This window comes from Thioalkalivibrio sulfidiphilus (genome assembly GCF_000377945.1).
GTDB classification, from domain to species: Bacteria; Pseudomonadota; Gammaproteobacteria; order Ectothiorhodospirales; family Ectothiorhodospiraceae; genus Thioalkalivibrio_A; species Thioalkalivibrio_A sulfidiphilus_A.
In genome coordinates, this window is sequence record NZ_KB898926.1 from 12,524 (window position 1) to 25,442 (window position 12,919).

The window sequence follows — 12,919 nt, forward strand, 5'->3', positions numbered from 1 at the left end:
GGTTTCAGCGGTTCTGCAGTCGGGCGGCCCGTTCCGGATCGTTCAGGGCCAGGACCCGCAGGGCATCGTCTGCCAGGTCGTTCAGCTCCAGCTTGCGATAGGCGCGCACCATGACCTCCAGGGCGTCCAGGTTGGAGTCGGCCTCCGGGTAGGTCTCAATCACGGTGCGGGCGCGCTGGGCGGCGGCGAGCCACGCCCCGCGACGCATGTAGAAGTCCGCCACGTGCAGCTCGTGGGCCGCGAGCATGTTGCGCAGGTAGATCAGGCGCTGGTGGGCATCCTCGGCATAGCGGCTGTCCGGGAAGTTGCCCACCAGGGTGGAGAAGTCATCGAAGGCCTGGCGCAGGTGGGCCGGGTTACGACTGCTGGGATCCCGGGGGAACCAGCGCTGCAGGTAGCCCTGGCCGCGGTTGGCGTTTATCAGGCCCTTGAGATAGTAGGCGTAGTCCACGTAGGGATGACGCGGGTTGATCTGGATGAATCGGTCGGCGGCAGCCAGGGCCATCTCCGGCTCATCGGCCTTGTGATAGGCGTAGGCTACCTCCAGCTGGGCCTGCTGGGCGAAGCGGCTGAAAGGGAAGCGGGCCTCGAGGCTCTCGTAATATCCCACTGCCTGGTCGAAGTTGCCCCGGTCCAGGGCCGCGCGGGCCTCGGTGTAGAGCTGGCTCGCGGACCAGTCGCGGGTGGGATCCTGGCGGTTGGCGCCGCAGCCGGCGACCAGGGTGAGGGACAGCAGGGAGACGAGCAGGAGCAGGATGAACTGACGCATGGGTGTCATGGGGCACCGGGACTGGAATAATGGGCGGCAGTATAACAAGGGAAACGCTGAATAACTCGGCGTTTCCGCGCGCCAGGGACGGCCCGCCCGCGAATCGAACACCTAAGTGTTTGATTCGCGTAGCCGCGTCCGGGCGTGTACCGGGCGCGGCGCGCACTGAACAAGTCCTGGACGGACTTGTTCAGTGCTTCCCAACGAGAGGGCTGTGAGCTTGTCCGGAGAGCTTGAAATCATTCATTTACAGGGGGAAGTGCCCGAGGCGCTGTCCGGCCAGAGGTTGGACGCCGCCCTGGCGCGCATGTTCCCCAGCTATTCCCGCAGCCGCATCCAGCAGTGGATGGAGGCGGGCTGGGTGCGTGTGGACGGCGAGACGCCGCGCCGCCGGGACACCGCCCTGGGCGGTGCCCGGGTGGTGATCGAGGCCCGGGTGGAGGCGGCTTCCGAGGACCGGGCCGAGGACATTCCCCTGGAGGTGATCTACGAGGACGACAGTCTGCTGGTGATCAACAAGCCGCCGGGCCTGGTGACCCATCCCGCCGCCGGCAACCGGGAGGGCACCCTGGTCAATGCCCTGCTGCACCACGCCCCGGATCTCGCCGCGTTGCCCCGGGCGGGCATCGTGCACCGCCTGGACAAGGAGACCTCCGGCCTGCTGGTGGTGGCGCGCACCCTGGAGGCCCACACGGACCTGGTGCGCCAGCTCCAGGCGCGCACCGTGGGCCGGGAATACCTGGCCCTGGTGCAGGGCGTGATCGTGGCGGGCGGCACCGTGGATGCCCCCATCGGACGTCACCCGGTGGACCGCAAGCGCATGGCGGTGGTCGCCGGCGGCAAGGAGGCCATCACCCATTACCGGGTGGAGGCGCGCTTCCCCCACCACACCCTGCTGCGGGTGAGACTGGAGACCGGCCGCACCCACCAGATCCGCGTGCACATGGCCCACATTCATCATCCCATCGTGGGCGATCCGGTCTACGGCGGGAGACTGAAGGTTCCCGCAGGCTTGTCCGAGGCGGAGCAGGCGGTCCTGCGCGGCTTCCGTCGCCAGGCCCTGCATGCGGCGCGCCTGGAACTGGTGCATCCCGTCACCGGCGAGGAGATGGGCTGGGAGGCGCCCATGCCGGAGGACATGGCAAGACTCCTGCGGAGTCTTGAAGGATGAAGGTGGAAGGATGAAGGATGAAACAAGGCTCACCCCGATCTTCGTACCTGTCAAACCCCGCGGCAGGCCAAGCGTCTGAGGGCTCTTGGGTTTGCTTGATTCATCCTTCGTCCTTCATCCTTCATCCTTCATCCTTACCGTCATGGACTTCATTATTCCCAACTGGCCCGCCCCCGATCGTATCGGCGCCGCCTCCACCACCCGCCAGGGCGGCGTGAGCCGGCCGCCCTACGACAGCTTCAACCTGGGCGATCACGTGGGTGATGACCCCGCCGCCGTCGCCGCCAATCGGGCCCTCCTGGTGGACGCGCTGTCCCTGCCCGCCGATCCCCTGTGGCTTACCCAGGTCCACGGCACCACGGTGGTGGATGCGGCGCGCGGCACGGCCGGGGAGAATGCCGATGCGTCCGTGGCCTTCGAGCCCGGGGTCGTATGTGCGGTGATGACCGCCGACTGTCTGCCGGTGCTGTTCTGCGACGTGGCGGGGACGAAGGTGGGCGCCGCCCATGCGGGCTGGCGGGGTCTGCATGCCGGGGTGCTGGAGGCCACGGTGCAGGCCCTGGGCGGTGGCGAGGACCTGATGGTCTGGCTGGGACCTGCCATCGGACCCAGTGCCTTCCAGGTGGGCGCCGAGGTGCGCGAGGCCTTCCTGGACGCAGATCCGGGTGCAGCCGGGGCCTTCCGGCCCGATGGCGAGCGCTGGCGCGCGGACATCTATACCCTGGCGCGGCGTCGACTGGCCGCCTGCGGCGTCAGGTCCGTGCAGGGCGGTGGCCTGTGCACCTACGCCGAGCGCGAGCGCTTCTTCTCCTACCGGCGCGACGCGACCACCGGGCGCATGGCCAGCCTGATCTGGATCAGGTCCTGATCCACCTTCATCCCTGCATGACTTGAATTCCCGCCAGGCTTACCCATCTTAGGGGTATTGCCAAAATTGCCCTGCGAGAATTCAGCTCATGCGAATGGACAAGCTCACCAGCAAGTTTCAGATGGCCCTCCAGGATGCCCATTCCCTGGCCCTGGGGCGTGATCACCAGATGATCGAACCGGCGCACCTGATGATCGCCCTCCTGGACCAGGAGGGCGGCACGGTGCGGCACGTGCTGACCCAGGCCGGTGCCAACGTGAACCTGCTGCGCTCCCAGCTGGGGGAGGCCCTGGAGCGCCTGCCCAGCGTGCAGGGCGCCGAGGGCGAGGTGCATCTTTCCAACGACCTGGGCCGCCTGCTCAACGTCTGCGACAAGCTGGCCCAGAAGCGCAAGGACCAGTTCATCTCCTCGGAGCTCTTCCTGCTCGCCGCCCTGGAGGACAAGGGCAGCCTGGGTGAACTGCTCAAGAAGGCCGGTGCCGACAGGCAGGCGGTGGAGAAGGCCGTGGAGGCCATGCGCGGCGGCCAGCGGGTGGATGACCCCAACGCCGAGGAACAGCGCCAGGCCCTGGAGAAATACACCATCGATCTCACCGAGCGCGCCGAGCAGGGCAAGCTGGACCCGGTGATCGGCCGCGACGACGAGATCCGCCGCGCCATCCAGGTGCTGCAGCGGCGCACCAAGAACAACCCGGTGCTGATCGGCGAGCCCGGCGTGGGCAAGACCGCCATCGTCGAGGGGCTCGCCCAGCGCATCGTCAACGGCGAGGTGCCCGAGGGCCTCAAGCACAAGCGCCTGCTGTCCCTGGACATGGGCGCGCTGATCGCCGGCGCCAAGTTCCGCGGCGAGTTCGAGGAGCGCCTGAAGGCCGTACTCAATGACCTCTCCAAGCAGGAAGGCCGCATCATCCTGTTCATCGACGAGATCCACACCATGGTGGGCGCCGGCAAGGCCGAGGGCGCCATGGACGCGGGCAACATGCTGAAGCCCGCGCTGGCCCGCGGTGAACTGCACTGCATCGGCGCCACCACCCTGGACGAGTACCGCAAGTACATCGAGAAGGACGCGGCCCTGGAACGCCGCTTCCAGAAGGTGCTGGTGGACGAACCCTCGGTGGAGGACACCATCGCCATCCTGCGCGGCCTGAAGGAACGCTACGAGGTGCACCACGGCGTGGAGATCACCGACCCGGCCATCGTCGCCGCCGCCATGCTCTCGCACCGCTACATCACCGACCGCCAGCTGCCGGACAAGGCCATCGACCTGATCGACGAGGCGGCCAGCCGCATCCGCATGGAGATCGACTCCAAGCCCGAGGAGATGGATCGCCTGGAGCGGCGCCTGATCCAGCTGAAGATCGAGCGCGAGGCCCTGAAGAAGGAATCCGACGAGGCCTCCCGCAAGCGCCTGGATACCCTGGAAGGGGAGATCGACAAGCTGGAACGCGAGTTCGCGGACCTGGACGAGATCTGGAAGGCGGAGAAGGCCGCGCTCTCCGGCACTGCCCATATCAAGGAGGAGCTGGAGCGGGCGCGCCTGGAACTGGAGACCGCGCGCCGCGCGGGCGATCTCGCGCGCATGTCGGAACTGCAGTACGGGCGCATCCCGGAGCTTGAGAAGCAGCTGGATATGGCCGCCCAGGCGGAGATGCACGAGATGCGCCTGCTGCGCAACAAGGTGAGCGACGAGGAGATCGCCGAGGTGGTCTCCCGCTGGACCGGCATCCCCGTGTCCAAGATGCTGGAAGGCGAGCGTGAGAAGCTGCTGCGCATGGAGGAGGCCCTGACCACCCGGGTGGTGGGCCAGAGCGAGGCGGTTAAGGCCGTCTCCAACGCCATCCGCCGCTCCCGTGCGGGGCTGTCCGATCCGCGCCGGCCCAACGGCTCGTTCCTGTTCCTGGGCCCCACCGGCGTGGGCAAGACCGAGCTCACCAAGGCTCTGGCCGCCTTCCTGTTCGACACCGAGGAGGCTATGGTGCGCATCGACATGTCCGAGTTCATGGAGAAGCACTCCGTGGCCCGCCTGATCGGCGCGCCCCCGGGCTACGTGGGCTACGAGGAGGGCGGTTATCTCACCGAGGCGGTGCGCCGCAAGCCCTACAGCGTGATCCTGCTGGACGAGGTGGAGAAGGCCCATCCGGACGTGTTCAACGTGCTGCTGCAGGTGCTGGACGACGGCCGGCTCACCGACGGCCAGGGTCGCACCGTGGACTTCCGCAACACGGTGATCGTGATGACCTCCAACCTGGGCTCCCAGATCATCCAGGAGATGGCCGGCGAGGAGCACTACGAGGCCATGAAGGCGGCGGTCATGGAGGTGGTGGGCAGCCACTTCCGCCCGGAATTCATCAACCGGGTGGACGAGGTGGTGGTGTTCCATCCCCTGGGCCGCGAGCAGATCCGCTCCATCACCAGCATCCAGCTGGACGACCTGCGCAAGCGCATGGCCGAGCGGGATCTCAAGCTCGAGGTCTCCGAGGCCGCCCTGGATCGCCTGGGCGAGGCGGGCTTCGACCCGGTCTACGGTGCCCGGCCGCTCAAGCGCGCTATCCAGCACCAGGTGGAGAACCCCTTGGCCCAGGCCATCCTGTCCGGCCAGTTCCTGCCCGGCGACACCGTGCGCGTGGACGTGGCCGGCGACGGGCTGACGTTCTCCAAGGGGGGTTGAGGCGAAGAGCCGCAAGACCGAAAAGCCGAAAGCCAACCGCGAAGGACGCGAAGGTTTGTGCAAAGGACGCGAAGGAATTCTCTTCCACTAGAAGTCCTTGGCGCCCTTCGCGAAAACCCTTGCGTCCTTCGCGGACCCTGCGTTTTCCTTGTGTGAATTCCGCCCGCGCCGGCCATCTGTATTAGACTTGCCCGACCATTTAACCCGGGAGTCCGATCCATGAGCGATGATGCATTGCAGTTGTCCGGTGAACTGGTCCAGCGGATCCAGGACACCCTGTCCGCCAATGACCTCCGTTGCAAGGACCCCCTGGTGGCGGTGCAGTACCTGGCGGCGGTGACCGGTTACATGCTGGCCAGCCAGTCCATGGCCGAGGACCAGAAGCGGGACTACCTGGAGCAGCTCACCGGTTTCCTGCACCACGTGTTCAACGACGTGGTCTCCCAGCAGCGCAAGCCCGCCGCCCCGCCGGCCCAGGAGGCCTCGGGGGTCTGGAGGCCGGGGGACGCTTGATTGAAGTTGGAAGGGTGAATTGGGAAGTGGGAAGTAAAACAACTTCGCACTTCCCAATTCACCCTTCCTACTTGTTCTTCCTGCCCTTGTTGGTCCTCGCCAGTTCCCGCAGCATCGCCTCCTGCTCGTTGAAGGAGGGGATGTGCTTGCGCCCGGACTCGCCCGCATCCTTGCCCACGGGCTGGTGGCCGGCCCGTTCCGATTCCTTGATGCGCACGTATTCGTCCAGGCCCGCGTCGTCGTCGGTGTAGCGGCCCCGGAATCCCTGGGGCGGGCGGGCGCCGGGCTTGAGGAAGTGCTGCATGCGCAGGGCCTTGTTGTAGGCGGTCACACGCCGGTCGATCCACACCAGGTCGAAGGCGGCGAACAGCAGGGCCGGCACCAGGCCCGCGAGGATCCAGACCGGGCCCAGGGTCAGTGCCAGAGCCAGGCCCAGCAGGCTCAGGCCCAGGTAGGCGAACCCGCCCCGGCGCTCGGCCAGGTAAAAGCGGTGCAGGCCCAGGGGAAACAGCACCAGCAGGCCGTAGGCCACCGGGCGGCGTTTCATCTCCTGGGCCAGGGTCATGTTCAGGCGCTGCAGGCCGGCGCCTTCCAGGTCCAGTTTCTTCCAGGCTTCGCTCATGTGGGCTTGTATTCCGGGGCTTGGGGCGAGGGAGGAGTGTAGCGGTCGACGGCCCGTCTGCCCATTGACCCCGGTGGTTCGGCGGTTACTGTGGCATTGCCGTGCTTGCGGCTATGCTAATATTCAGCCGATTAACCATACTTATTGCCAAGCACAGGGTATCAGGGTCTTTCATGGCTGATCGCCGACTACAGGTCTTCTACACCGTGGCGCGTTTGCTGTCCTTCACCAAGGCGGCGGATGCCCTGCACATGACCCAGCCCGCGGTCACCTTCCAGGTGCGCCAGCTGGAGGATTACTTCAACACCCGGCTGTTCGACCGTACCCACAACCGGGTCAGTCTCACCGAGGCCGGGCGTACCGTCTACGAGTATGCCGAGCGCATCTTCGAACTCTACTCGGAGATGGAGAATTCGGTGCGTGAGCTGACCGGCGACGTGAGTGGTGCCCTGACCCTGGGGGCCAGCACCACCATCGCCGAGTACATGCTTCCCTCCCTGCTGGGGGACTTCAAGAAGAAGTACCCGGAGATCAACATCCGCCTCAAGGTGTCCAACTCCGAGGGCATCGTCTCCATGGTGGAGAACAACATCATCGACCTGGGGGTGGTGGAATCACCGGTGAGCAACCGCAACCTGCTGGTGGAGGTGTGCCAGCAGGATCAGCTGGTGCTGGTGGTGCCGCCGGACCATCCCCTGGCCGGGGAGAAACAGGCCACCCTGGAGCAGATCCTCTCCCAGCCGTTCATCTGCCGGGAGGAGGGCTCCGGCACCCGGGAGGTGATCGTGGAGTACATGGCCAGCCAGGGCGTGGACAAGAACGCCCTGGGGGTGTGCCTGGAACTGGGCAGCCCGGAGGCCATCAAAGGTGCCGTGGAGGCGGGCATGGGGGTCTCCATCCTGTCCCGGGCCACGGTGGAAAAGGAGCTGGCGCTGAAGCGCCTGGTGGCCATCCCCCTGGCGCCCCCCTTGGAGCGTCCCTTCTCCTTCGTGCGCCAGCGGCAGAAATTCCGCCTGCGGGCCATGGAAGAATTGCTGGAATTTGCACGCAATTATTGCCAGGTCCATGCTGGCGATCTCCCGCGCACCGACGCCTGATCCGGCGCATCCGCGACATTTGCACAGATCGCCACGGAGTCTTTGATGAAGAACTATCTGGTCGTTCAGCACACCTATTCCGAATTCCTCGGCCTGGTGGAGAGCCAGCTGGAGAAGCGTGACATCGGCTTCAGCTACTTCCGCCCCTTCGTGGGCCAGGAACTGCCCGGCTCCGCCGCCCAGTTCGACGGCCTGTGGCTGCTGGGCGGCGCCTGGCCGCTCACCGACGAGGAGCACAATCCCCAGGTGAGTGATGAGCTCAACCTGATCAAGGTGTTCCAGAAGGCCGGGCGGCCCATCGTGGGCCTGGGCATGGGTGGTCAGCTGGTGGCCATGGCCGCCGGCGGCACGCCGAAGGCAGAACCCATGCACACGGCGAAATTCGTCACCGCCAGCAAGACCACTGCCGGCGAGGGCGACCCTATCGCCGAGGAACTGGACGGGCGCCGGGTGCTGGTCATGTACAACGGCGACGTGGACCTGCCCGAAGGCCTGGAGCCCATCCTGGTGGACGAGGATGGCCACTGGCTGGCCGTACGCCCGGACCCGCTCAGCTATGGACTGCTGTTCCGCCCCGAGATGAAGCCCGGCATGCTGGAGGACATCATCATGGAGGCCAGGCACAACCCGCCGCCCCACATCGGTGAATTGCTGGGCGAGGCGCGCATGGAGTGGAGCCAGATGCAGGAGACCACCGCCCTGGTGCTCAAGGGCCTGGTGACCGGATTGTCCCTGATGCAGGAACGGCGCAAGATGCCGGTGTTCAATCTCAAGGTGGAGACCCAGTGATCCCATCCGTTGGCATGACGGCCGGCGCCGGCGAACAGGGCAAGCGCCTGCTCAAGCTGTTCCGCGAACTGTCCGAGGAACAGCAGCGCACCCTGCTGTCCTTTGCCGAGTTCCTGGCCAGCCAGGAGCAGCCGGCGCCGAAGGAGATCCCCGAGCCCGAAGCCATCCCCCGTCCCGAGGGGGAGAGCGTGGTCAAGGCCATGAAGCGCCTGTCCGCCACCTATCACATGCTCGACAAGTCCAAGCTGCTCAACGAGACCTCCGCGCTCATGGCCCAGCATGTCATGCAGGGCCGGCCTGCCCACGAGGTGATCGACGAGCTGGAGGTGGTCTTCGAGATGCACTACAAGCGCGTCACCGGGCGGGAGTAAGGACAGGTGATCGGGCCCCTGCGCGCGTGGTACGACCGGCATTTCTCCGACCCCCAGGTGGTCATCCTGGCCCTGTTGCTGATCTTCGGCACGGCCGTGGTGGTGTTCGCCGGGCGGCTCATCGCGCCGCTGCTGGCCAGCCTGGTCTTCGCCTACCTGCTGGAAGGCGCGGTGCAGAAGCTGCAGCGCTGGCACGTTCCGCGTCTGGCGGCCGTGATCCTGGCATTCGTGGTGTTCGTCACCCTGTTCATCATCACCCTGCTGGGTCTCATTCCGCTCCTGTCCCAGCAGATCACGCAGCTGGTGCGTGAACTGCCGGTGATGATCGCCCAGGGGCAGAGCGTCCTGCTGCAATTGCCGGAGCGCTATCCCCAGTTCATCTCCGAGGAGCAGGTGCGCGATCTGATCGTGGCCATCCGCGCGGAGACCACCCTGCTGGGCCAGCGCATGGTGAGTCTGTCCCTGTCCTCGGCCATGCACTTGGTGACCTTCCTGGTGTATCTGATCATCGTGCCCCTGATGGTGTTCTTCCTCCTCAAGGACAAGGAGGCGATCCTCGCCTGGATCACCGGCTTCCTGCCCCGGGACCGGGGCCTGGCCAGCGAGGTCTGGGCCGAGGTGAACGTGAAGATCGCCAGCTACGTGCGCGGCAAGTTCATCGAGATCCTGATCGTGTGGGCAGTCACCTTCGTGACCTTCACCCTGTTCGGTCTGGACTACGCCATGCTGCTGTCGGTGATGGTGGGATTGTCGGTGATCATCCCCTACATCGGCGCGGCGGTGGTGACCATCCCCGTGGCCCTGGTGGCCTATTTCCAGTGGGGCCTGTCCAGCGAGTTCGTCTGGGTGTTGGTAGCCTACGGCGTCATCCAGTTCCTCGACGGCAACGTCCTGGTGCCGCTGCTGTTCTCGGAGGTGGTCAACCTGCACCCGGTGGCCATCATCGCCGCGGTGATCGTGTTCGGCGGCCTTTGGGGCCTGTGGGGCGTATTCTTCGCCATCCCGCTGGCCACCCTCATCCAGGCGGTGATCCGTTCCTGGCCGCGGCACGGTGAGGTGCCGAGCTCGGAAGAAAAGGCCTGAAATTCCCTTTGCCGCGGAGACGCGGAGGCGCAGAGGAAAGAAAATGGACAGGATTAACAGGATTTTTCAGGATTGAAAGGCCACAGTATTTAATCCTGTAAATCCGCTTGTATCCTGTTAATCCTGTCCATTGTTTGAGTAGTTACTCTGCGCCTCCGCGTCTCCGCGGCAATCATTCCATCCTTACAGCCCATCCTTATAGCGTCGCCGACGCGTAATCCGCCAGCCGTGAACGTTCGCCCCGGGTGAGGGTGATGTGGCCGCTGTGGGCCCAGTCCTTGAAGCGGTCCACCACGAAGGTCAGGCCCGAGGTGGTCTCGGTGAGATACGGCGTGTCGATCTGGGCGATGTTGCCCAGGCACACCACCTTGGTGCCGGGGCCGGCGCGGGTGATGAGCGTCTTCATCTGCTTGGAGGTGAGGTTCTGGGCCTCGTCGAGGATGATGAAGCGGTTGAGGAAGGTGCGACCGCGCATGAAGTTCAGGGAACGGATCTTGATGCGGCTCTTGAGCAGGTCGTTGGTGGCCGCCCGTCCCCAGTCGCCGCCCACCTCGGACTTGGTGAGCACTTCCAGGTTGTCCATGAGCGCGCCCATCCACGGCGTCATCTTCTCCTCCTCGGTGCCGGGCAGGAAGCCGATGTCCTCGCCCACGGGCACCGTCACCCGGGTCATGATGATCTCCTTGTAGAGATTGTCCTCCAGCGTCTGGGCCAGGCCCGCCGCCAGCGTCAGCAGGGTCTTCCCGGTGCCGGCGGCGCCGACCAGGGAGATGAAGTCGATCTGCGGGTCCATGAGCAGGTTCAGGGCGAAGTTCTGCTCACGGTTGCGGGCGTTGATGCCCCAGACCGTGTGGCGCGGATTCATGTAGTCCCCGGCCACCTCGATCACCGCCTCCTCGCCCGTCACCTCCCGGACAATGGCGGTGAAGGGTTCCTCGCCCTCCAGGTGCAGGAACTGGTTGGGATGCCACTGGGTCACCATCGGCCCGTGCAGGCGGTAGAAGGTGCGGCCGCTTTCCTGCCAGGAGTCCATGCGCTTGCCGTGCTGTTCCCAGAAATCGGCGCTCAGTTCGCAGCGTCCGCTGTAGAGCAGGTTGACGTCGTCCAGCACCTGGTCGTTGTAGTAGTCCTCCGCGTGGATGCCGATCACCGCCGCCTTGATGCGCAGGTTGATGTCCTTGGACACGAGGGTGACGTCCACGTCCGGGCGCTCCTGCTGCAGGGCCAGCGCGGTGCCCAGGATGGTGTTGTCCGGGGTGTTGCCCGGCAGGCTGTCGGGCAGGCTCACGGGCATGGCGCGGGTCTGGAAGAACAGCCGGCCGCTGCTGCCGAATGAACTCTCGGCCAGGCTCTCGCTCACCAGGGGCAGGCCCTTGGCGATCTCCGCGTGGGTGGCGTCGGCCATCAGTTCATCCACGAAGCGGCTCACCTGGCGCACGTTGCGCGCCACTTCAGAGACGCCCTTCTTGCTGCGGTCCAGCTCCTCCAGGACCACCATGGGCAGGTAGATGTCGTGTTCCTGAAAACGGAACAGGGCGGTGGGGTCGTGCATCAGCACGTTGGTATCCAGGACGAACAGACGTTTGCCGCGGATTTCTTTCTTCACCATGGAAGGGCTCCTGGCTCTGTGTGCGTGGACTGTGGGTGCGTGGATACAAAAACGCCGCAGAACCCCGAGGGGCGCTGCGGCGTGTGGAACGCGTCGGGCTAGATCTGCGCGGGGTTCGCGGCATGTGCGGTGTCAAAGCTCCTTGATGGCCTCCAGGACCTCGTCTACATGACCGGGCACCTTCACCTTGCGCCATTCCCGGCGTAGTACGCCGTTCTTGTCGATCAGGAAGGTGCTGCGTTCGATGCCCCTCACCTGTTTGCCATACATGTTTTTCATCTTGATGACGTCGAACAGGGTACACAGGGATTCGTCCTCGTCGGAGAGCAGGTCGAAGGGGAAGCCGTACTTCTCCTTGAACTTCTCGTGGGACTTGAGGCTGTCACGGGAGACACCCAGCACCGCCACGCCCTGCTTGGCGAGCCTGGCGTACTGCTCGGTGAAGTCCTTGCCCTCGGTGGTGCAGCCGGGGGTGTCGTCCTTGGGGTAGAAGTAGATCACCACGTGCTGCTTGCCCTTGAAGTCCGAGAGACGCACGGTCTTGTCGCCGGTGGCGGGGCGTTCGAAATCCGGGACGGGCTTGTTGAGGGCGACTTGGGGCATGAGGGGCCTCTTCTGGTGTTGGTTGTCCAGGTGCTGGCAAGTGAGAAGTGTGAATTGGGAAGTGGGAAAGAAAGCCTTTACTTCGCACTTCCCAATTCACACTTCGTACTTGCTCATCCTTTGATCGGTTCGATCACCCCATCCAGGTTCAGTTCATCGCAGAAATCCAGGAAATCGTCCCGCAGGCTGGCGATGTGCTCCGTGGCGGGCAGTTCCACCGTCAGGTGGGCGGCGAACATGGGGGTGGCCGTGTGCGCCGCGTTGTAGGCGTGGGTGCTCATCTCCTGGATGTTGATGCCCCGGGCGGAGAAGAACCCTGCCAGCTGGTGCACGATACCCGGCTGATCCAGGGCCACCACGTCCACGCCGTAGGGCAGGGCCCGGGCGCTGGGGGGGCGTTGGGTGGTGCGCTGGCTGATGATCTCCAGGAACTGCTGCTTGCGCAGCTGGTCCAGGGCATTGTCGAGCTTGCTGAGGGTGTTCCAGTTGCCCGAGGTGAGCATGATCACGGCGAAATGACCGCCCAGCACGCTCATGCGGCTGTCCTCGATGCTGCAACCGCTCTCCAGTACCGCCTTGGACAGGCTTTCCACCAGGCCGGGACGATCCTCGCCGATGGCGGAGATGACCAGATGGGTGCTGTGCTTGGGGTCCGGTGTGCGGGTCATTGAGAATCTTCGGGCTCGGATGGAAGGTTGCTTAAGAGTATCAGTTCACAGACCCGGGGCGCCATGCCCGCCTGAACGGCCCGCGAAC

Annotated in this window: 13 protein-coding genes; 8 read left to right on the forward strand and 5 right to left on the reverse strand. The window is 65.2% G+C overall.

Going from position 1 to position 12,919, the window contains the following annotated elements:
• Positions 1–4: 4 nt before the first annotated feature.
• Positions 5–769 (reverse strand): outer membrane protein assembly factor BamD, encoded by a 765-nt coding sequence (locus D580_RS0103350; protein WP_018953024.1) that lies wholly within the window; start codon positions 767–769, stop codon positions 5–7.
• 220 nt (positions 770–989) lie between these two features.
• Here D580_RS0103350 and rluD point away from each other — a divergent pair, with 220 nt between their 5' ends.
• The 4 genes from rluD (at position 990) to D580_RS0103370 (ending at position 5,989) form a co-directional block, all read left to right on the forward strand.
• Positions 990–1,940, forward strand: a complete 951-nt coding sequence (rluD, locus tag D580_RS0103355) for a 23S rRNA pseudouridine(1911/1915/1917) synthase RluD (protein WP_081617233.1) — start codon at positions 990–992, stop codon at positions 1,938–1,940.
• 142 nt (positions 1,941–2,082) lie between these two features.
• Positions 2,083–2,808, forward strand: coding sequence for a peptidoglycan editing factor PgeF (gene pgeF / locus D580_RS0103360; protein ID WP_018953026.1), 726 nt, complete (start codon positions 2,083–2,085; stop codon positions 2,806–2,808).
• Positions 2,809–2,902: 94 nt separating this feature from the next.
• On the forward strand, positions 2,903–5,476 hold the full coding sequence (gene clpB, locus D580_RS0103365) for an ATP-dependent chaperone ClpB (RefSeq protein WP_018953027.1): 2,574 nt from the start codon (positions 2,903–2,905) through the stop codon (positions 5,474–5,476).
• A 219-nt stretch (positions 5,477–5,695) separates the two neighbouring features.
• Positions 5,696–5,989, forward strand: a complete 294-nt coding sequence (locus D580_RS0103370) for a hypothetical protein (protein WP_012637397.1) — start codon at positions 5,696–5,698, stop codon at positions 5,987–5,989.
• A 67-nt stretch (positions 5,990–6,056) separates the two neighbouring features.
• Here the strand turns inward: D580_RS0103370 and D580_RS0103375 are convergent, their stop codons facing one another.
• Positions 6,057–6,611: a hypothetical protein gene (locus tag D580_RS0103375; protein ID WP_018953028.1), complete on the reverse strand. Its 555-nt coding sequence runs from the start codon at positions 6,609–6,611 to the stop codon at positions 6,057–6,059.
• A gap of 173 nt (positions 6,612–6,784) precedes the next feature.
• Between D580_RS0103375 and D580_RS0103380 the strand changes: the two genes are divergently transcribed.
• From D580_RS0103380 to D580_RS0103395, 4 genes are read left to right on the forward strand one after another with little or no spacing between them, the layout of a single operon-like run.
• Positions 6,785–7,708: a selenium metabolism-associated LysR family transcriptional regulator gene (locus tag D580_RS0103380; RefSeq protein WP_018953029.1), complete on the forward strand. Its 924-nt coding sequence runs from the start codon at positions 6,785–6,787 to the stop codon at positions 7,706–7,708.
• Positions 7,709–7,753: 45 nt separating this feature from the next.
• Positions 7,754–8,497, forward strand: coding sequence for a type 1 glutamine amidotransferase (locus D580_RS0103385; RefSeq protein WP_018953030.1), 744 nt, complete (start codon positions 7,754–7,756; stop codon positions 8,495–8,497).
• Positions 8,498–8,511: 14 nt separating this feature from the next.
• The gene (locus tag D580_RS15135) at positions 8,512–8,868 is read left to right on the forward strand and encodes a hypothetical protein (RefSeq protein ID WP_018953031.1); all 357 of its coding nucleotides are present in this window, start codon (positions 8,512–8,514) and stop codon (positions 8,866–8,868) included.
• A 6-nt stretch (positions 8,869–8,874) separates the two neighbouring features.
• A complete protein-coding gene (locus D580_RS0103395) occupies positions 8,875–9,951 on the forward strand; it encodes an AI-2E family transporter (protein ID WP_018953032.1) in 1,077 nt (358 codons plus the stop codon).
• Between the two features lie 196 nt (positions 9,952–10,147).
• Here D580_RS0103395 and D580_RS0103400 read toward each other — a convergent pair whose 3' ends face one another.
• The 3 genes from D580_RS0103400 to D580_RS0103410 all read right to left on the reverse strand — a co-directional run bounded on the left by D580_RS0103400 (position 10,148) and on the right by D580_RS0103410 (position 12,831).
• Positions 10,148–11,560 (reverse strand): PhoH family protein, encoded by a 1,413-nt coding sequence (locus D580_RS0103400; protein WP_018953033.1) that lies wholly within the window; start codon positions 11,558–11,560, stop codon positions 10,148–10,150.
• A gap of 132 nt (positions 11,561–11,692) precedes the next feature.
• Complete coding sequence (locus tag D580_RS0103405; protein WP_269208092.1) at positions 11,693–12,193, reverse strand: peroxiredoxin; 501 nt, start codon at positions 12,191–12,193, stop codon at positions 11,693–11,695.
• A gap of 83 nt (positions 12,194–12,276) precedes the next feature.
• The gene (locus D580_RS0103410) at positions 12,277–12,831 is read right to left on the reverse strand and encodes a glycine cleavage system protein R (protein ID WP_018953035.1); all 555 of its coding nucleotides are present in this window, start codon (positions 12,829–12,831) and stop codon (positions 12,277–12,279) included.
• Positions 12,832–12,919 lie beyond the last annotated feature (88 nt).

Coding starts and splice junctions, on each gene's coding strand:
- D580_RS0103350 (WP_018953024.1), bottom strand. CDS start 769: ATGCGTCAGTTCATCCTGCTCCTGCTCGTCTCCCTGCTGTCCCTCACC.
- pgeF (WP_018953026.1), top strand. CDS start 2,083: ATGGACTTCATTATTCCCAACTGGCCCGCCCCCGATCGTATCGGCGCC.
- clpB (WP_018953027.1), top strand. CDS start 2,903: ATGGACAAGCTCACCAGCAAGTTTCAGATGGCCCTCCAGGATGCCCAT.
- D580_RS0103370 (WP_012637397.1), top strand. CDS start 5,696: ATGAGCGATGATGCATTGCAGTTGTCCGGTGAACTGGTCCAGCGGATC.
- D580_RS0103375 (WP_018953028.1), bottom strand. CDS start 6,611: ATGAGCGAAGCCTGGAAGAAACTGGACCTGGAAGGCGCCGGCCTGCAG.
- D580_RS0103380 (WP_018953029.1), top strand. CDS start 6,785: ATGGCTGATCGCCGACTACAGGTCTTCTACACCGTGGCGCGTTTGCTG.
- D580_RS0103385 (WP_018953030.1), top strand. CDS start 7,754: ATGAAGAACTATCTGGTCGTTCAGCACACCTATTCCGAATTCCTCGGC.
- D580_RS15135 (WP_018953031.1), top strand. CDS start 8,512: ATGACGGCCGGCGCCGGCGAACAGGGCAAGCGCCTGCTCAAGCTGTTC.
- D580_RS0103400 (WP_018953033.1), bottom strand. CDS start 11,560: ATGGTGAAGAAAGAAATCCGCGGCAAACGTCTGTTCGTCCTGGATACC.
- D580_RS0103410 (WP_018953035.1), bottom strand. CDS start 12,831: ATGACCCGCACACCGGACCCCAAGCACAGCACCCATCTGGTCATCTCC.